We start from the raw sequence: 20251 nt of genomic DNA, 5'->3' as shown, positions 1-20251 counted from the left end.
TTGTTCTAACCAAATGCTTCGTCACATTCGTTTACAAGAAACCTACTGGTTCTGCCGCCGCTGCTGGCAAGAAATGCCTAGCCTGAGTTCAGCAATGGACAGGAGTACTTTAAATTTAACTAGAAAAAGTACATCATTAGTTAAAACGCCAATCTACTCATTTTGAAATACCAAAATCACTATTTTATAGTAAACATTGAAAGCACAAATCAACTCTTGAAGTTATCAATTGTCATTAATTATTGGTGTTTAAAAAGGGCTAGTACCGCAAGGCAGAATGAAAAATTAAAAGTTAAAAATGAATACAACGTAAGCGTTTCATTGATTTGGAATGGGTGGTTTATTTCCGCCGTGCTGTACTAAATTTGTATAGTGTATGCTTTCTGATATGAAACATTCCTTGAAGCAGGCGTGCAGAATAATTTAGAGTAGCTTCCTTAGCGAGATGGACTGCACAGATGCCAACATCGGCAGTATTAAGCGCAGAGGTATCGTTAATGCTGTCTCCCAGATATCCAACTATATTCCCCGCTTTTTTGAGGGCGATATTAATTCTTCTGTCATCTTTGGCAGTTTGCTCTGGATAACCTCCACAAAAAAAATAGCTATACCTATCCACTGGTAGATTTTTGCCATAGCACCAATTCTGCGATCGCAATTGAGTCACAATAATAGATAGGCAATCATTGAAGGTGGTGTCATGCTTCGGCTAACTCAAGCTATTCGGAACTTTTTCCTTCGCGTTGAAGGCTTGTTTGGTGTTTTATTCCAAAGTTTTTCTAATTTTGTCGGAAATATATTTGGTTTTTTTGCCAAGCTTTTCGGATTCACGAGTCCTGGTTATTTCTTGGAATCTGATGAAGTGCAAGGTATAAAGCAAGCTGACGCTAAACAACCAATTGAAACGAGCCTAGATAACACTAGTAAAATTTCTACTACTAACCGCCGTCGTCCTAATGCCAAGCTTGACGACTATTACCTCAACATGGCTCGTAATGTGAAAAAGAACTGACAAAAGACATCAACATCCATCGAAGGGTGATATTTTAGTAATGCGTTCACCGTAGACGATCGCTATTGCGCGATCGCACTACCCATTTTTTCTCTCAAAATTTTATAAATTATTGTCGCCTGCACTGGTGTAATGTGAGTGCGCGAAAACCATCCAGCCGCAATTAATCGGTTTGTCTGTACGTAGGCTAGCAAAAACCGCAGGTATCACACCTTTAATAAAACAGGAGTCAGAATTGGTGAATACTCTACCCATACTCTACCCATAAAGGGATAGCGTTTCAAGCCGACAATATTTTAATTTTTTTCGCCCACCAGGGGCGAAAGCGCGTAGCGGGACGCTTGCTACGCGGTAGCGTCTCTAAGAGTTGTACGGTTTTAACCAATATTCCTAACCCACTCGTACAGAATCCATACTGTTAGCGGTAGGGGGGCGTTTAGCCATTCTGACTCCTGAGTTCTTCTTATAAAAATTTTGTCCAGCTTCAAGCTGGACAAGAACTATAAATATTTTTGAGATTGAATATTTACTTGATTTTTAACTTACCAAATCAACCAAAGCGTTACTATGAAAGCGAACTATAGATGAAACTGAGCAACCACGATAATTCTCAGAGGTGAATACTGATAGTGTGATATTAGCTTGACCGGGATCTAGTATGCGTTTTACCTTGCAGGTTTGCATTTTGTTGTTGCAGTAAGCAATAATGCGATCGCCAGCCTTGACTTCCAACGCTTGAATTTTCAATTAATACCAACCTTGCCCAGGAATTTGCTTAGTTAAACGAAAAACATATTGCTATATTTCAGTTCTTTAACAATAGCAATGTTTATTTAAGTATAACACAAAAATTAAAACCTTGAAATGGTATCAATTTCGTCTTAATAATGTCACCGAAAATCGGCGGGCGGCTATCCCGAACACCCCTCTTGTTGGGATGGGATTCCCGCCGATTTAGTCATTAGTCATTAGCATGAAAGCGAAACGGGCGGTTAGAAACCGCGTCTATACAAACAAAAGCTACCGATCCTGGGTTTCAAAACCTTGATTTGACCTTAGTCTGCGGAGGCGGACAATGCCAGTATAGCCGCGAATTCTATGAGACTGTTGGCGAATTAATAGGGGGTCTAACCCATCATTATCTATTGCTCTTGATTTCCCTGATTTGAGCTTGAGCTATTAGCCCGAAATTTATTTCAGGGCGGGAAAGCAATGCCAAACCAATGTTTTAAGGGTGAGGGGTCAAACCCATCGTGAATTGACCAACAGTCTCATTCTATTATTCGCCAGGGCAAAAGTAGACACCAATGGGCACTGCCATGCCCCTACACCTTGCGATATAATTGTGTACCTTACCTGAATGGGAACCGCTATACAACACTACTGTCAGGTTATTTATGTAGGGGCGTACATTTGTATTCCCCAACAGATGAAATGAGAATACTAACCGAAACTTTGAACAACGTACATATCATTTCCTGTATCGCCGACTAAAAGCAAGCTACTGTCATCATTTCCTAAAGTTTGGCTGCCAGCAATACCTTTTTGCAGAACTTTAATTATTCTTTGGGGAGTAAAAGATTCCAATTCCACAAATTTTCCAGATTCTAGCCATGCTAATTCTTCAGCAGATAAACTTTGACGAACTTCTTCAGGCAATTGTTTAGCTGCTTGCGCCGACTCTGGAGAGGATTGAATGAACATTCCGCGCTTGGTAGCGATAATTTGACGTGGCGTTAGTCCAATATCAATAATTACAATATCACTATTGGGAAACCAATTAGCATTGGTTCTCAACTTATGAACTAAACCAATTCCTCGTGGATTGCAATCATGTATTGCATAGACTTTCAAATCGGGATTGCGGCGCAGCATTTGCATTGTGGTGTCAAAAATGCTTTGGGGATATCCAGTAATGCTGAGAATTGCACAGTTATTTTCAAAGTGAAAATTATTAGCAATTAATAGTTGAGCAATAGTAGCGCTATCACAAACGACTAATCGATCAAAACTGTAAGCAGTCACATCAGGATTAACCCTAGCTGGTGTATTTTCCTCACGCGGAAAAGGTAGGATTTTAAGAATTGAACCATTGATTTTCTGCCATCGGCTTAACCAACTTTGAAAATCATTTTGAGAAAATAAAAACTCCTGTGTAAATTTAGTTTGTCCTAGCTGTCGAGTTCCCCAGTATATCGACAGCATCCCTATAATAACGACGATGACAAATAGACTAAACGAGTTATATATAATTAAGGCGGCATAAATTCCTACAGCAAGAATAATGCCTCCTATTATTTGTAAGCATCTAGCATATTCTTGGCGAGGCTTAATATGTGTTTTCTTTGATGTGGATTTTGTATATAAATATAATACAAAGCATATATTAAATAGAATAGATACTGTCAGGAAAGAATTAGCACCAAACAAGAAGGAAGCAAATCCACCTATGAACCCTGGTGCCCAAATATTAAAAAATAAATATACAAATAATAAACCAAATATTGAAGTAGACCTGGATTTTATCCGATTATCTAATAAATAAAGCAGTTGCTTGGGTGTAAAAAATAAGGTGTGATTTGCAGAAATATCAGCAATCGCCTTTGCAAAAAAAGGATCAGTAATCTTAACTTTACTCATACTGGTCGGTTCAAAAGCAAAGGGATGATTGCATTTTAGACACCGACCTTGATTAGCTGTCCGCTCTTTTAATTTATTGTCAGTTCCGCAGTTAATACACTTCATAATGTTTTTTTGATGTTAGTTATCTAGCACCTGATTTGTTAATAAAACGCTGTAGTCTTCCTGCCGACGAATCAAGCGATGTGTACCATTTTCTAGCAAGACTTCCGCAGGTTTGGGGCGATGTAAAAAGTGAGAAGACATGGCATAACCATAAGCACCGACATCTAAAATGGCAACGATATCACCAATTTCTAAAACTGGGAGTTGGCAATTTTTCCCCAGATAATCTCGTGAATATGTGGTGTTACCACAAATATCAGTTGTGAATGGATTGTCTACTTGTTTCCAAGTGACGATTTCTCGGTAGCCGCCGTGTACTGAGGGTACTGAAAGATTAGCAACGGTGGTATCAACTCCAACAATTTGTTTTTCTCCTTGCCATTTTACCGAAACAACTTGAGCAAGCAATGTGGCACATCCGGCGATCGCACTTCGTCCCGGTTCAATCACCAAATCAATTTCCCGCCCTAAACGAGTAATTCTCTCGGTTAATTCAGCCCCAAATATTTCCCAGTCAAAGGCTGTTTTGTTGTGATGATATGGATAGCCAAAGCCACCACCAAAATCTAAATATTCCCAATCTGGTAACTTTTGGGCTGTGGCAATTACTGTATCAATCACCTCGGTAAAAGCTGCTGTGGCGTTAGTTCCCGTACCTCGATAGAAGTGTAAACCACTCAGCTTTAATCCCACCTCACCAGTTAAAGCGATCGCATCATCAAACTCCTCTGGACGCACACCAATACGGCTATCTCCGGTAATTTCCGGCAAATTGAGCCGTAAACCCAGGCGAATATATTCCTCTCTGCCTTTGGGCAAAACTTCGCAGCACAATTGCAACTGAGCCAGACTATCAAAATTGAGAGTTGTAACTCCCCAATTCAGGACTTGTAGCATCTCAGCCTGATTTAAATTACTGCCGCTATAAACAATCTCACTCGGATTGAAACCAGCTTGTAATCCCAGATAAATATCTCCTGGTGTATTAGCGTGAAGTCCCCACCCAAAGGAGCGAAAAATTTTTAACAGCGCAATGTTGCCATTAGTAACACTGGCAAACCGAAATTGCGTGCGCGGATAACCGACTGCTTTGCTAATCCGCTCAATAGTTTCGCGCAAGCGATCGCCATTATAAACATAAAGCGGAGAACCGTAGTTATTCAGTAACTCCTGAGTAACTTCCCTGGAGAATGGGAGAGTAAGACGATTTTGAGTTAAATTATTTGATACCATTTACCGAGAATCCTGATACATTAACTTACGAATTACGAATTACGAATTATTTTGTAATTTCTCCATAGCCAACGATTTAACCAAAAGGGATGATCCCAAGAATGTTTACTTTGTTTTTCATTTAAAACGTGCGATCGCCAAAGTTGCCACATAATTAGTAACCAGAGTGTTTCACCAATCCGCCGGTCTTGAATAGCTGCTCCTAGTTTGCCTTCAACGATTTGGGCTGCAATGTGAGGATAAAAATGATTGTGAGCGCGAAGTATCTCAGGATTGAGCCAAATACCAATCTGATGCCAAAAATCATTTAAACACCAAGAAGTTAAGGGAACCCCCATACCCCGTTTTTGTCGCCAGACAATTTCGGATGGGAGCCAATTTTCTACAGCCCGTTTGAGGATATATTTTTCACAAGCACCCTGCAAACAGAGTTCTCCAGAGAGGCGGAATGTCCATTCAGCTAGAGGTAAATCACAAAAAGGCGATCGCACCCACAAACCATGAGCAAACCCCAATGCAGTCGCACGGGGATGGATATTCTGCGCTCCTTTGAGCATCAAACTAGCACGGCGGAGGCGATGTAGCAAAGATGGACACTCATTGCGATCTAAAGCCGCCAACAACCAATCTTCGGGATGCAAATTTTGAATCTGTGCATAAACCTCTGGCTGATAAATTTGAAATTCGTATCCCCCAAGACGGTGAAAGGTGCGGAGATATTGCTGGATAAAAGTTTCCTGTCCGGCGGGATTTTCTGCTTGATAAACACCTGCGGCAATTAAAGGTTTATTAGTCCAACCGGCAAATAATTGATCTCCACCTTCGCCATTAAAAATTACCTGAGTTTCCTGACTCGCTCTCTCTGACAGGAGATACAACGGCACACACACGCCATCGCCAAAGGGTAAATCCAATGCTTGCACAGTCGGAATTAAGGCATTCTCGATCGAACTTGGAGTTACTGCAACTTTAATTAGCGGAATTTTGAGAAACTCGGCGACTTGTTCAGAGTATGGATATTCTGGAATCCCTGCGTTACCAAAATCCAAAGTGTAGGCGCGGACTTTTACCCCTGCTTGTACCAACAGCGCCGCCACCACTGAAGAATCGAGTCCGCCAGAGAGAAACACCCCAACAGGCTCATCCTTTAAATCGGCAATTTGTCGCTCAATGGAGTCTTTCAGGAGAGTTTGCAATTCAGTAATTGCTGTAGCTTCATCTGTTAATTGTTCTGGCGCTTCCCGCCATGAGTGGATTTTTTTAGATTCAGGTGTTTGCAGCTTACCTGATTGGCGATCGCTCTGCCAAACTAATTCAGTTCCCGCCGTCACTGCAAACACTCCATTAATAGGGGTTAAGGGTGTAGGAACGTAAGAAAAACAGCTATAGCCATATAACCCAGGAATACTTACTTCTGACTGTTGCAAAATCGGTAAAAGCAATTGCAGTTGGGATGCAAACCAAATTATTTGTCCTTGCTGAGTCCAATACAAGGGCGCTTTTCCGAAAGGTTCTCTTCCCAGAATTAGGCAGTTGTTTTCCTGGAGACTTACCCAAGCGTCGGGTGAATTTAAAAGTCCTGATGCCGAGATGGCAGCAATTTGATTTTGTTGCAGTGGGGGATTTTCATCAAGTCCTATATAAACAACATTCCAGATTTTCTGACCTAACCCCCTAACCCCCTTCCCTGCAAGGGTAGGGGGAAAGCTCAAAGCCTCTCTCCTCTTAGGAGAGAGGTTTGGAGAGAGGTTTTTCACAACACTAGTTAGTAGCGCTTCCAACTCCTGTTGAGCGCCGTAACCCCAATAGCCAAGAAAGTGATGCGGGATACCCATCTGGACTATTTAACTTCAAAAGTTTCATCGCTAATCTGCCGACCTTCTAGGAACATCTGCACTTTCCAATTACCAACAGTTGCAGCCGAGTTAATAGTGTAGCGACACTGCGTATCCCAGACAGACGTATTAATTTCGCGGGTTTGATAGTTGTTTTGCTTGACAATTTGACCACTTGGGTCAATCCAATTACAAGAGAGAGATAGCTTTTTACCCAATGGTGCATCCTTTAAGGTGACACGATACAACACTTCTGGATTAGTTTGGCGGGAAATTGTCTTTAAGTTCTCGCTACTATTTTGTGCCAAAGTGATGCGGTCTTGTTGAGCAGAAACACGAGAAAGTGCAGAATTTTGCTGCTGCATAAAAAATATTGTAGATGCAATGACAACCACTACAACTGCCACCACTCCAGAGGTAATCCATCGATTCCGGCGTTGCTGTACCTCCAGTGCTTGGCGGCGATTTAACTGAATTAGCGCTTCATCTAGTAACTCAGGCGGTAAATTCAACTCCTGTAAAATTTCTCTCACCTGCTGTTGGTCTAATTCTGCTTCCCGACGCAATTGCAACCCTTGTACTTCTGTGACTATTTGTGATAATTGCTCTTGAGTCAATCGCTGCGCCATAGCTTAACTCCTGTTAAAAAAACTTGATTGCGATCGCTAATTACTTGTAATCAGAAGAATTTGGAACTTTATATATTAGATATCTCACTTTTGTAAGTACATCATAAGCTACAAAAAAAGGTTGTTGTTTTCCAGATTCTTTCTGAGATACTTTTGTAAACACAGACGCGATGAATCGCGTCTCTGATTCATCGCATCTATATTCCTAACTCAGCACTGATTATGACTCACGAACAACAAACCGCTATTGAAGGTATCTATGAAGTGTGTATTGGCATTCCAGAGCCAATTTCTGCAATTCACTATTGGGAGCAATTTGGCTATCGCATTGGTGAAGTGGGTGAATTAACCGCAGATGTAGCCGATCAATTATATGGGGTGAATTCGTCTTTACGTTCAATTCGCCTATACCACCAAAATGCAGATCATGGTTTGATTCGGCTGATGGTTTGGCAAAATCCCACCCATGAAGGTTTGGGAACAGCGTCAATGAAAATTAAAGGAAATCGTTGGGCAACAAGCTTAACTGCGGATGTTTTAAGTATTTTAAATCATATAGAGGATGCAAAAGCAGCAGGTTTCCCTATTAGATACTCTAACCCTTATTGGGAAGTCATCTACAACAAAGATAGAAAAAGCCGCCCTTTTCTTGAACCAGCAGTTGGTGTGCGAGAAATGTTGCTGCTGCAACCCTTAGCTAGACAGGTTTTGTTTCAACGGTTTGGCTATACACTACCGCATTACGGACAAGTTAACCAGAATGCGCCTCTCAAGACTAGTCAATTTACGCACATGGGGATTATTGTTCAAGATGACAGCAAAGAAACCCTGAAGTTTTATGAAGAAGTTTTGGGTTTGCTGCGCGTGCGGGATGGTGTCGAAACTAGCTATGAATCTTCGCCAGCTGGTAAAGATATTTTTGACCTTAATCCTGGTGAAAAGTTTATTGTCACTACCTTTGACGATCCTCGTTCTTCTCAGTCTGATTTGATGGCTACACGTAGCGGTAGACTTTATGCAATCCGATTCCCAGAATCCATTGATTTAGAATCGCGCTTTGAGGCAGCCCAACCGGGTAGCTTAGGTATGTCTTTATATACCTATCGGGTTAAGGGAATACACGAATATTGCGATCGCATCAAGGCAAGTACCGCACAAAAAGTTACAGACATCATTAGTAATGAATTTGGCGAGACGAGTTTCTCTTTTGTCTCACCAGATGGTTATTTCTGGACTTTGTTAGAAGGTAATTAACTTGAGTAATAAGTAATAAGTAATAAGTAATAAGTAAATATTCTTACTCATTACTCATTACTCATTACTTATTACTCCAGAATCTCCGTGCGTTCACGCCGGGGAGTATGTCAACAATGCCCATTATTTCAAACTTCTTTATTTCCACCAATAGCCAGTTGCTTTTTGCTATGTTTCAACTGTTTCCAAAGTACCTTAATTCGCTCGTAAGCTTCATCCTGAGACAGCTTTCCTCCTGTTTCTAGGCAGGTGATGTAAGTAATTTTTTGGGCAAATTCTTGGAGGTTAGCATTAAATACTAAATTTTCTGGCTGGAATTTGCCATAATACCGACTACGAGGGTAAAGAAAGCTGTTTTTGTCTTGCGAGTTAGATTGTGTCATAAGTTTACTCCTTAGTAATGATTTGTTAAAGTTATAGACTTTATGTTTATCTGTGTGTAAATACACACCAGAAAATTTAAATTCCAGAAGAACTGAATATTTTAGTTAAAGATTAAAGTAACGCAGGAGAGAAAGGTAGTTAACTGTGGAAAATACTGAAATCAAAAGCAAAATAGCATTTTTAGTCAGTAAAATGGCATTTTGCTTGCGGAAAATACCAATATGGTGAAGAAGGCTTCATTAGGGGTGTAGGGGTATAAAGGTATAAGGGTGTAGGCAATACGGTTCGGTTAAAGGGGAAGGGGGAAAGGTAAAAACCTCGCCCGCAAGTGGCGTGAAATAATCCAAATTTTATGAAGAAAGTAAAAACCGTACTGCGTCCCGCTCCGCTAACGCCCGCAAGTGGCGCAACCTGTTCATCCCTTTCCCCTTTCCCCTTTCCCCTTTAACCTTTCCCCTTTAACCTTTAACCTTTCATTTATCAGTGCCTTAAGAGTTCCCTATTCCCTTTTAGAAGTTGTGAATTTAGCATAATAAGCACGTGGAGCCAAAATTATTAGGGTTGATAGCGAAGACTAAAGTAAAAGCCATCATCTTGAGCGTTATTACCACGATCGCTCAGATCGATGAATGGAAATCCGTAATCGAGGCGCATAAAGAGATTATCAATTCCCAATGCCTGATTCCACAAGAATCCTAAGCCTGCACCCACTAAAAAAGTTTGATTGGGTAGCTGATTAGGATTATTAGACTGATTCCAGACGGCTCCCATATCTACAAATGGCGCAAGTTGAATTGTGGATAATCCAGCTTCATCGCGTTGCACTGTAAACCGATCTTCGATCGCTACCCGAAATCCATTATCCCCAGAACGGATATTTTGACGATATCCTCTTACAGATTGTCCGCCGCCAATGACAAATTGCTGGGAAGGTAAAAGACTATCTGGTGTCAGCTGCAAGTCTGCTTGGATGAGCAATAAATGATCGTTGCTGAGTTGCTGCACGCGCTGGGCTTGACCTAGCCAACTAAAAAAGCGACCATCGGGTATGGGGTCATTGTTGATAGTTGCATCTAATATATCAATGCCAAAATTAAATTGCGATCGCAAGAACCAAGCTCCTTGAGGTTCGCGCTTGATATAATCTTGACCAAATTTAATTACACTGGTGCGGCTCACGCCATTGGCATCAGGCCCAATGCCAAAGGGGGTTGCAAGGTTATCAAACAGGAAAGTTTGACCATCTTGATAGGTAAATCCTAAAGATAAGGCAAATTCTTCTTTAGGCGATCGCATCAATGGTTGACGATAATTGATTTCATAAAGATCCTGGTTGGCTCGAATACCAAAGGCGTTAAAGGGTGGCTCAGTGATTTCGTTGCGATTCAATGCCGCTCGAATCTGCACTTTGCCATTCATGGCGTTCACAGGAATCTGATAGCTAAAATCAAAGGCATCGGAACCACCAGAGAGTGTATGGTAATATGAGCCTGCTAACTCATCTCCCATACCGGTTAAATTGCGATCGCGCAGTTCAACACCCAATCTTTCCGCTCCAATACTGGGAGGCGAATAATTATCTACGCCCAAGCTACCAGTTAAAGGGTTTGCCTCTTCAACTCTCACAATGAGAACACTTTGACCAACTTTACCCGTTGGACGCAGACGCGCTTCTACATTGGTAAATAGGGGATCGAGTCGCAACAATTTTAGTTGTTCTTCGAGCTTACCAGTATTGAGAGGAATACCAGCACCTAATTGGATGCGGCTACGAATATAAGATGGGTTTAATCGCCGCGTCCCCTCGATATCAATCTGTGTCAAACGCCCTTCCAACACCCGAATTACTACAACACCATCTGCGGTACTAGATTGTTTAGTGTCTGGAACTGCTCTGGAATTTATATAACCTTTATTTAGATAAAGCTGAGTAATAGCATCTGCGGCTTGTCTGATTTCTTCTAAAGTTAAATCCCGTTCTTCAAAGGGTTTGACTACTGGATTAAAGTCATTTTCATTAAAAACTGTGCTACCTACAACCTGAATTTTGCGAACCCGAATGCGTTGTGGTATTTCTGGTTGTGGATTCGGTTCGGTTTGATTAGGCTTAGTTGTCGGCGTAGGTTCTGTTTCTTGTACTATTTGTAACTCTGGCTGACTGCTATTTTTAGCCGAGTCTGGTGTAAAAATATTCGCTGTAGCTCTCAGTTCATTTGCAGTTAAAATCCAGACCGCAGGCAGAATTAGCAAGCCACACTGAAAACTAAAACTGTGCTTACTCCATTTAGTAGTTGCCAAACTCCGCCAAGTGTCTAGCTGATGAGAGAAACAGACAATCTTTTGCTGAGTAATTATTCCAGATTTAACACTAGTTTCTGTTTCTTTGCTCATTTCTCAATGGAGTGCCTTATCTAACGACTGGGCTGATGGGGATTGGGGATACGATAAGTATTTCAATATCATATTTTTGACATTCAGATTTCAGAAGATTTGTAACTAAAACTATAATTAACGGCGATTTATTCTAAGTGATAGTCCCTAGCATTATATTGTGGTAACAGGTAAAAAACTTGGGAATACTTCGATGTCGCCACTGATCTCCATTGTCATCGTCAATTACAACCGCGAGTCTTACCTTCAAGAAGCGATCGCTAGCGTCTTAGCGCAGACATGGCAAGACTTTGAGCTACTAATTTGGGATAATGGCTCTACAGATAGATCGGTGGCGATCGCTCACGTCTATGCTCAACAAGATGGGCGAGTGCGGGTAGTGGAGGCAGAGAATCAAGGAGTTGCTGCGGCTTGTAAGGCAGCGATCGCCCAAACTAGGGGAACTTACATCGGTATATTAGACAATGATGATATCCTCGCCCCTACCGCCCTTGCCCAAACCGCCACAGTCCTAAACCGCCATCCAGAAGCAGGATTTGTTTACACCGACTATTTAAATATCGATCAAGACGGCAAAGTTATCAGCTACGGTCATCGTTGTAACATTCCTTACTCTCAAGCAGGTCTGTTGGTGAACTTCATGACGTTTCACTTCCGCTTGATGCGGCGATCGATTTACGACCGAGTGGGAGGTGTTAACGAATCATTCTCTTGCAGTGCCTATGATTATGACTTATGTCTGCGACTTTCAGAAGTAGCCCAGGTACGCCGAGTCAAAGAGCCACTCTATTTTTACCGAAATCATTCTCAAAGCATCTCTGTTACTAGACAAAAAGAACAAATACTCTGGTCTAAACGAGCGATCGCACAAGCACTCTGGCGACGCGGATTAGCAGATAAGTTACAAATCGATGTAGAATTCCTTACAGGTCGCTTTATATTACGGCGCAAAAAATCCTTATTGTCTAATATCGCCGCTTCAGTCCTAGTTATTGCCTCGCTGATAAGTCCCAGATTAGCCCAAGCACAACAAATAGTTCCTGCTGCCGATGGGACAAACACAATTGTTACACCTAACGGCAATCGACTTGATATTACTGGCGGCACAACTTCTAGAGATGGTGCAAATCTCTTTCACAGCTTTCAGCAATTTGGAATTTCACCAGAACAAATCGCCAACTTTCAAGCTAGTCCGGCGCTGCAAAATATCCTTGGTCGAATTACAGGCGGGAATGCCTCGGTTATTAATGGCTTAATTCAAGTAACAGGTGGCAATCCTAACCTTTTTTTGATGAATCCAGCCGGATTTATTTTTGGAGCAAACGCCAGTTTAAATGTGCCTGGTGCTTTCACGGTGACAACAGCTAACGGCATTGGTTTTGGCAGCAGTTGGTTTAACGCTATCGGTGTTAATGAATACAGTAATCTAGTTGGAAACCCCAACGGATTTGCCTTTAGTACGAACCAGCCAGGAGCGATCGCCAATGCTGGAAATTTGACAGTAGGTGCTGGACAAAATTTGAATTTATTGGGCGGGACTGTAGTTAACACTGGGCAACTTTCAGCACCGGGAGGACAAATTTCTGTCACATCCGTACCAGGGGAAAATTGGGTGCGTCTTAGTCAGCCAGGAAATCTCTTGAGTCTAGAAATTCAGCCCCTCACCTCTAGTAGCAGCCAACCCAATAACTGGACAATTCCCATTATATCTTTACCCGAATTGCTCACAGTTGGGAACACAGGGTTAACTGCTAATCCTGATGGGACTGTAAAATTAACAGCCTCTAATGTGACAATTCCCACAACTCCAGGGACAACTATTGTTTCCGGCAAAGTGGATGTATCGAGTCAAACAGGCGGTACGGTAACTGCTTTGGGTAAACGAGTCGCGGTGATTAATGCCAACATTAACGCCTCTGGAAGCAATGGCGGCGGTATTGTGCTAATTGGCGGTGATTATCAAGGTAAGGGGACTTTACCCAACGCCGATCAGACTGATGTTAACTCCTACTCCGTCATTAATGCTGATAGTAATTTGAATGGAAACGGCGGACGCGTAATTGTTTGGGGTAACGACACAACCCAATATTATGGCAACATCTCGGCTCGTGGAGGAGCAAATGCCGGCAATGGTGGAAATGTCGAAGTATCAGGCAAAAATTCCTTGACCTTCAACGGTTTGGTAAATACTTCAGCAGTCAATGGTAACTTTGGCACGTTATTGATAGACCCCAGCACACTTACCATTATCGATAGTGCAGCAGGGACAGGTAGTTTTGATGGCACAGCTGGTAATATTGCTTTTGGTGATGCAGATATTGGGGCTAATACCGTTTCTTGGGGTGCGATCGCAGCATCAGGCACAAATATCAACTTACAAGCCATAGGTAATATTACCATCAACGACATCACCGGAGCTACGCCCTTAGTAACTACTCTTGGTGTCGCTACATTAAACTTGGGTAATGGCGGTAGCTTCAACCTGGCTTCACAAAATGGTTCTGTAAACTTTGCCAATCCTGCCAACACAATCAAGACAACCGGGGGAGCCATTACCATATCGGGAGCCAGCCTATTATTGGGAAATTTGGATACAACTGGGTTTGGATATGGTGGTATATCTGCTGGAACAGTGAATTTAAGTGCCACAGGCGACATCATCACAGGTCGAATTAATTCCTCTGCAACTAATGGTACTAACTCAGGTACAGGTGGAAATGTAATCGTAACAACCACAGCAGGCAGTATTACCACAGGGGCCATTAACTCATTTGCATCAAAGACAGTACCAGGTGGAGATTTTACAGCTAAATCTGGTGCAATTAGTTTAACTGCCAGAGATAATATCACTGTGAATGACGGCATTGACGCCTCAGCAACAGCCACTAACGTCGATGGTACTGCAAGCGCCACAGGTGGCAACGTTACTTTACAAACTACCAATCCCTTTGGCAGCACAATTCGCTTTAACAGCATTAACACACAGGCCACAACGGATTTTGGTAATGCCAACACTGTTCAAGGTGGCAATGTCCAAGTGCTGACAAATGGACTAGTGCAAGGAAGAAGCACAGGTACTACCATCGCTACTGGCGGAATTTTGGATTTTGGAGGAGGAGGAACCACTAGCATTGCGGGAGGCACTGTCGCAATTCGACATGATGGTGGTCAAAATAATGTCCCATTTATCGTAGGTGATGCGACGAGTACCAATGGCACAGCCGGAACAATTAATGCGGGAGACACTTCAATCCTCGCTTCTGGCAACTTTCCAGTCTTGCCAAATGGTGGAGATGCTAGTGGCACTCCAACCCGAATCACTATTACATCTGTCAACACCCCGCCGATATTAACGGCAAACTCATCGCTACCCAATACCCAGACTAATCAAGCTGTGACCTTGACGTTCTCTAGTTTGGCTCCACTCGTTAGCGATGCTAATAATGACATCACCTCCATCCAGGTTGATGTAGTGAATACAGGAAATCTGACTGTCAATGGGCTTCCTGTCATCCCTGGTGTAACTACCTTATCTAGCGGCGATACTTTAGTGTATACCCCTCCAACTGATGTGAATGGTTCACTAAATGCCTTTGTAATTAGTGCAAATGACCGCGTTTCGTCTTCTGCACCTGTACAGATAGGAATCAATGTCAGTCAGACTCCTAACACGAACCCTACCCCGAATCCTCCCCCTTGCTCATTCCAATGTACTCCAGGTCAACCGAATGTCCCTGGCCCCAATAATCCCAAGATTGACAACCCCATTATTAATACTGATCCCACACCCGAAGATAAATTCACAGATGATTTTGCCGACCATTTAGGCATACCCATTCCTCAAATCAAAACACTGGATGAGTCCAAAGAAATTGCTCGCAAAATTGAAGAAGCTACTGGCGTTAAACCTGCATTTATCTATATCAGCTTTGTTCCTGTAGAGGTTATACCAGAGGGAAGTTTTGGCAAAGCTCAAAAATCTACTAAACAATTGAATACTCTCGCAGAACAAGATAGCGACCAACTGGAAATAGTCGTAGTAACAGGAAAAGGCGATCCTATCCGCAAGCGCATCCCAGAAACAAGCAGAGCCAAAGTTCTCCAAGTAGCTCAAGAATTTCGTGACCAAATAGTTAGTCCACAAAACCGTCGCCGCACGGGTTACTTGCGTTCATCCCAACAACTTTATCGCTGGATTATTGCACCACTACAAGCAGATTTACAGGCAAGACAAATCAATAATCTGGTTTTTCTACCAGACATTGGCTTACGTTCAACTCCAATGGCAGCGCTTCATGATGGTAAAGGGTTTCTAGTAGAAAAATATAGTATCGGCTTGATGCCGAGTATTAGCTTGACTAACACCCTTTATAAAGACATTAAAAAATCTCAAATTTTAGCTTTGGGGGTTTCTCAGAGTACACAAGGACAAGAGCCTTTACCAGCAGTTCCCTTGGAATTATCAACACTGGTGTCTAAACTCTGGCAGGGCAAATTATTGTTAGACAAGCAAGCCACCTTAGACAATCTCAAAACCATCCGCCGCCAACAACCTTTTGGTATTATTCATATAGCAAGCCATGCCGATTTTGCTACTGGCGCTTTGAGTAATTCCTATATTCAACTGTGGGAAGACAAGTTACGCTTAAATCAACTACGACAGTTGCGGCTGAATGAACCCGAAGTTGAAATGCTGGTGCTGAGTGCTTGTAGAACAGCTTTAGGTGATGAAGAATCCGAACTAGGATTTGCAGGTTTAGCAGTGCTGGCAGGTGTGAAAACTAGTGTTGCTAGTCTTTGGTCGGTTAATGATGCTGGGACAGCAGCGTTGATGACGAAATTTTATGAGAACTTAAAGACAGCCCCGATTAAGGCAGAAGCCCTCAGAGAGGCTCAGGTAGCTATGGCCAAAGGGCAGATTTACGTAAAGGATGGACAAGTGCAAGGTTTGGGAGTAGTCGGGAACTTGCCTTTACCTGCTGACAGTGCTGATGAATCCCTGATGCATCCTTATTACTGGGCTGGATTTACAATGGTTGGTAATCCTTGGTGAAGATCGAGAATAGGGAGTAATCGCTTGCGATCGCTTTCTGGTGATATAGCAGTGACTCTAGTACAACACGGCATAAATAAACCACCGATTCAAAATCAATGAAACGCTTACGCTGTATTCATTTTGAATTTTGAATTTTGTTAGCGCAGCGTAAAGCCTTCTCTACGAGAGGCTCCGCCAACGGCATGGCTTCTCTACGAGACGCTGCGCGAACGCTTAGAGCGAATCTGCGTACCCTTACAGGGAAGCAAGCTACGCTTTTAGCGTCTGTCTGCGACACGCTGCGCGAACGTAGAGAGCGTGATTTTGAATTCTGCCTTGCGGTACTAGTTTCCTTACCGTCACTCCCACCCAAATACTGCTTCCAGACAACATTTACCATTTGCCGCATTCTTTTTTCAAATTGGTATTATCAGATATGTGTAGATAAAATAGCGAGTATGTTGAGAAAAAAATCTGTATGACAAGCTACCCAGAAACCCTAACTAGTAACGAATCCATTAATGGGCTAATTACCGAGACAACCAGCATTAACCATGTGGAGGTAATTGAAAATGTCATCGACTCTTTGGAACAAGATGATAGTGCGATGGTTAGCCACACTCCAGAAGGTGGTTATCTCTGGAAGTTTAAGTACGGAAGTGTAGAAGTCTTTGTCCAACTCAATGGCACAACCGATGAAGACACCATAACGGTTTGGTCTACAGTGCTAAATCTACCTGCTAAAGATGAACCTAGATTGCTGCGTTATCTTTTAGAGTTGAACTGCTCTAGCACTTTTGAAGCACGTTTCGGTATTATTGAAAATCGCGTAGTTGTAATATCGACACGCACCCTAGCAGAATTAGCTCCTGGCGAAGTGTCTCGGATAATTACCATTGTGGCAACGATCGCTGATAATAATGATGAAGCTTTACAGTCGGAATTTGGTGCTACTTAAGGAATTTTGGATTTTGGATTTTGGATTTTAGATTTGGCTATTGCTGCATCGGATGCCGACCTGTTTGTTTCAGTATTTGGTGCAGAATCTTTTACCAACGTGTAGATCGAGCGCGCTTCATACCATGAATGCACCAAGTTTTGCTTTAAGTTTACTGATTATGCAGCAAAGGCTGTATACGATATTTTAAACTTTAGGTGATTATCTCAAAAACTTTTTCTGTATACCAATTAAAAAGCGTCTGGGAGTGTTGCCGTGTTTCCACCCCAGACGCTTTTTATTTTTAACTTGCTCCTCACACAAATAAATCGTATCACTGCTTCAATCAAAAGGCGAGTATGGTAAGTGACACTTTCAGAACTGCACCACCAATTTAAGTAGGTGGATGAGAAAATTTATAACTATGTCATTGCGAATGGAACGAAGTGGAATCAAGCAATCGCAAGGCTTTCACCGTTTTTACTTTTCGTTACATAGTTAGGTTTATTTGTGTCTACCTACTTACACCGCTTTTCAAGTTATATCTTAGGAGTACTTTGTTCGCATTAGCATCTTGCAGACAAGATAGAGACTTACACAAAATATTAAATAATTATTAAAAATATATACATTCCTTGAATTAATGCCTGAAACTCTTTAATAATCAATCAAACTCCTAAATAAATATTAGCACTCAACGGTTGCCAGTGCTAATTTATGACTGAGGTTTAATGCCGATGATCTAAACCAAATCTAAACTTTTTCTAGATGCTTTAGTTCCTTTCCAGATGTGATTTTATAAAAAACTAAATCTTCCCTACAAATAGTTTAAAACTGGGAGTACTAGCATGAAATACACTTTTGATATTGTAGGAGTCTCTCCACTTTTGCAGTTTTTTAATCACCAACAGCAAAGTGGACAAAAATCACACCACCAAGGTGTGGAATATTTGGGAATGCATACATGTACACTAGATACATTTCTAGAATCGGTAGAATCAGTTCCAGCAAAATGGGGTTGGAATCTAGATCAAGTAGTAGATACCGTAATTCAGTTTTGGTTGAACAACTCAGACAGTATTCGTTATTGGAAAGTACGTTTAAGTGATGCTGGTAAGGATAATTTACTAGTCGCAAGATTAGCGGATATAACTGCCTTACAAGCTGAGTTTGAATCCTTACTAGATAAGGAATAGTAAAGAGATAGCTAAAGCGGAGTAAGAGTTACTCCGCCTCCAATTAAAATCAATGCTTTTCTCTATTATTCTCGTTTTCAAGTACTTTAAGAACTTTGAAGTATAAATTTTCTACTCTTTTCGTTTGAACTTCACCAAATGAAGCATAGTGAGTTAAGCTAGGAGCGCCATTTACTTCAATGAGTGTGTAATCTAGCATTGGTGACGTTAGATCATTAGTCAGAATATCCACACCTGCTAATCTCAATTCCATATCTTTTGTAATATTTATTGCTAATTTTTGAAAATCAGGATGTATATTTTCAGTGAAATCTACTGCCTCACCTCCAGTTGATAAATTTGCATTGTCTAAAAGATAGACTATATTGTTCTTGGGTATAACAGTATTAAACTTTAATTTCCGTCTTCGCAAGTTTGTTTTGATTCTATAATCTTCAAAATCTATAATTTCTTTTCTACCATTCTTGATAAAACTTTCCTGTTTTTGTTGCATAAGTTCCAAAACATTAGATTTACCATCTCCTATGATAAATAAAGGAATTCTTTGATATGCTGAAACTACTTCATCATCAAGTACTACAATTCTATAATCATTGCCACTATAGAATCGCTCAACAATAAATCCTGAAGTTTTTCGCAATATTTTCTTGGCTGCTTGATAATATTCTTGCTTGCTATGAACCTTTGTAACAAATGTTCCTTCACTGAGATTAATCGGCTTGACAATTACAGGAAATCCTAACTCTTGAGCATAATAAAATCCGGCATCTATATTTTTTAGATCGGCTATTTCTTCGCATAATTCTTCACAAAAAAATGTTTTTCCTTCAGTAACTTTATAACCAAATTTACTCAGAAAAAAGTTTGAAGCCCCTTTATCTTTAGCGATTGCTACAGAAGCAAAAGAATTAATGCTAAACCTGCTATTACGAAAAAAAGTTTTATTGCCATTCTTAAACGTAATCATTCCTAAAACTGTACATTCTGGGTCTACCAAAACTACTGCTTCCATTTCCTCTGCTAGTTTTTGAATTATTGATGTTACAAATGGTGTTTTCATTATCAAAACTATATTTTTGTCGGGAAAATCTTACCTATTTTATTGCAGTTAGTCAAGATGTTTTAAATTAAATAATTGGAACACATATTTTTCCTACATATATACTACATATATAATAAAATTTTTAGGAAAAATTCATTTTTTTTATATCTAAATAAACTATGAAAATTTAAAGATTCTAAACTAACTATAAAAAACGTAAATGCCCGCAATATAGCTTGACCTTAGGTATCGCACTATAAAAAAATTAAGAGGTTGTCTGCACCTATTAATTCTACGCACGTTATTATTCTTTTTTCAGTGAGTTTCTAATAGTACTTTTTCAGACATTGATGTTCGCTTTACCACTGATGCGGACTTTACTTATGTGTAGGCATACAAATCATGCAAACCCAATAATTGCCAAACTATTTGCTTGAGCATTGTTGTGTGCTGGAAACAATTGCAGATTAAGGATTTGAGATTCCTAACTACCTGAAAATTTCGACTAAGTTGGTCTAAAATATAGCGCTAAGTGTTGACAATTTATTAATAATCGAA

15 protein-coding genes are annotated in these 20251 nt (G+C 41.0%); 5 read left to right on the top strand and 10 right to left on the bottom strand.

The annotated features are described in order from the left end of the window. Positions 1-340: 340 nt before the first annotated feature. Positions 341-667, bottom strand: a complete 327-nt coding sequence (locus tag V7L07_RS26065) for a hypothetical protein (RefSeq protein WP_335061724.1) — start codon at positions 665-667, stop codon at positions 341-343. A gap of 33 nt (positions 668-700) precedes the next feature. On the opposite strand from V7L07_RS26065, the gene V7L07_RS26060 reads away from it, so the two are divergent. Beyond that, complete coding sequence (locus V7L07_RS26060) at positions 701-1012, top strand: threonine dehydratase (RefSeq protein ID WP_335061722.1); 312 nt, start codon at positions 701-703, stop codon at positions 1010-1012. Between the two features lie 62 nt (positions 1013-1074). Here V7L07_RS26060 and V7L07_RS26055 read toward each other — a convergent pair whose 3' ends face one another. The 6 genes from V7L07_RS26055 to V7L07_RS26030 all read right to left on the bottom strand — a co-directional run bounded on the left by V7L07_RS26055 (position 1075) and on the right by V7L07_RS26030 (position 7454). Then, a complete protein-coding gene (locus tag V7L07_RS26055) occupies positions 1075-1206 on the bottom strand; it encodes a hypothetical protein (RefSeq protein WP_335061720.1) in 132 nt (43 codons plus the stop codon). A 343-nt stretch (positions 1207-1549) separates the two neighbouring features. Beyond that, positions 1550-1759, bottom strand: coding sequence for a hypothetical protein (locus tag V7L07_RS26050; protein WP_179066062.1), 210 nt, complete (start codon positions 1757-1759; stop codon positions 1550-1552). 696 nt (positions 1760-2455) lie between these two features. Then, entirely contained in the window at positions 2456-3757 is a 1302-nt protein-coding gene (locus V7L07_RS26045) for a hypothetical protein (protein WP_335061718.1), read from the bottom strand. 15 nt (positions 3758-3772) lie between these two features. Next, a complete protein-coding gene (locus tag V7L07_RS26040; RefSeq protein ID WP_335061716.1) occupies positions 3773-4990 on the bottom strand; it encodes a diaminopimelate decarboxylase family protein in 1218 nt (405 codons plus the stop codon). Positions 4991-5022: 32 nt separating this feature from the next. Further along, positions 5023-6825, bottom strand: coding sequence for an asparagine synthetase B family protein (locus tag V7L07_RS26035; protein WP_335061715.1), 1803 nt, complete (start codon positions 6823-6825; stop codon positions 5023-5025). 5 nt (positions 6826-6830) lie between these two features. After that, entirely contained in the window at positions 6831-7454 is a 624-nt protein-coding gene (locus V7L07_RS26030; RefSeq protein WP_335061714.1) for a DUF3859 domain-containing protein, read from the bottom strand. Positions 7455-7676: 222 nt separating this feature from the next. On the opposite strand from V7L07_RS26030, the gene V7L07_RS26025 reads away from it, so the two are divergent. Further along, on the top strand, positions 7677-8708 hold the full coding sequence (locus tag V7L07_RS26025; RefSeq protein ID WP_335061712.1) for a VOC family protein: 1032 nt from the start codon (positions 7677-7679) through the stop codon (positions 8706-8708). A 128-nt stretch (positions 8709-8836) separates the two neighbouring features. Here the strand turns inward: V7L07_RS26025 and V7L07_RS26020 are convergent, their stop codons facing one another. Continuing rightward, positions 8837-9091: a DUF7219 family protein gene (locus V7L07_RS26020; protein ID WP_335061710.1), complete on the bottom strand. Its 255-nt coding sequence runs from the start codon at positions 9089-9091 to the stop codon at positions 8837-8839. A gap of 556 nt (positions 9092-9647) precedes the next feature. Further along, a complete protein-coding gene (locus V7L07_RS26015; protein WP_335061708.1) occupies positions 9648-11483 on the bottom strand; it encodes a ShlB/FhaC/HecB family hemolysin secretion/activation protein in 1836 nt (611 codons plus the stop codon). A 193-nt stretch (positions 11484-11676) separates the two neighbouring features. On the opposite strand from V7L07_RS26015, the gene V7L07_RS26010 reads away from it, so the two are divergent. The 3 genes from V7L07_RS26010 to V7L07_RS26000 all read left to right on the top strand — a co-directional run bounded on the left by V7L07_RS26010 (position 11677) and on the right by V7L07_RS26000 (position 18651). Then, positions 11677-16536 (top strand): CHAT domain-containing protein, encoded by a 4860-nt coding sequence (locus V7L07_RS26010; RefSeq protein WP_335061707.1) that lies wholly within the window; start codon positions 11677-11679, stop codon positions 16534-16536. A gap of 460 nt (positions 16537-16996) precedes the next feature. Continuing rightward, positions 16997-17476, top strand: coding sequence for a YbjN domain-containing protein (locus tag V7L07_RS26005; protein WP_335061705.1), 480 nt, complete (start codon positions 16997-16999; stop codon positions 17474-17476). A gap of 827 nt (positions 17477-18303) precedes the next feature. Next, the gene (locus tag V7L07_RS26000; RefSeq protein ID WP_335061703.1) at positions 18304-18651 is read left to right on the top strand and encodes a hypothetical protein; all 348 of its coding nucleotides are present in this window, start codon (positions 18304-18306) and stop codon (positions 18649-18651) included. Positions 18652-18700: 49 nt separating this feature from the next. On the opposite strand, the gene V7L07_RS25995 is transcribed toward V7L07_RS26000, so the two are convergent. Further along, positions 18701-19711, bottom strand: coding sequence for a cyanophycin synthetase (locus V7L07_RS25995; RefSeq protein WP_335061701.1), 1011 nt, complete (start codon positions 19709-19711; stop codon positions 18701-18703). Positions 19712-20251: the final 540 nt, after the last annotated feature.

The sequence above is a fragment of the Nostoc sp. genome, from assembly GCF_036916985.1.
Classification (GTDB): Bacteria; Cyanobacteriota; Cyanobacteriia; order Cyanobacteriales; family Nostocaceae; genus Nostoc.
The sequence above is the reverse complement of the archived record's forward strand: the minus strand, read 5'-3'. Positions and strand labels throughout refer to the sequence as shown.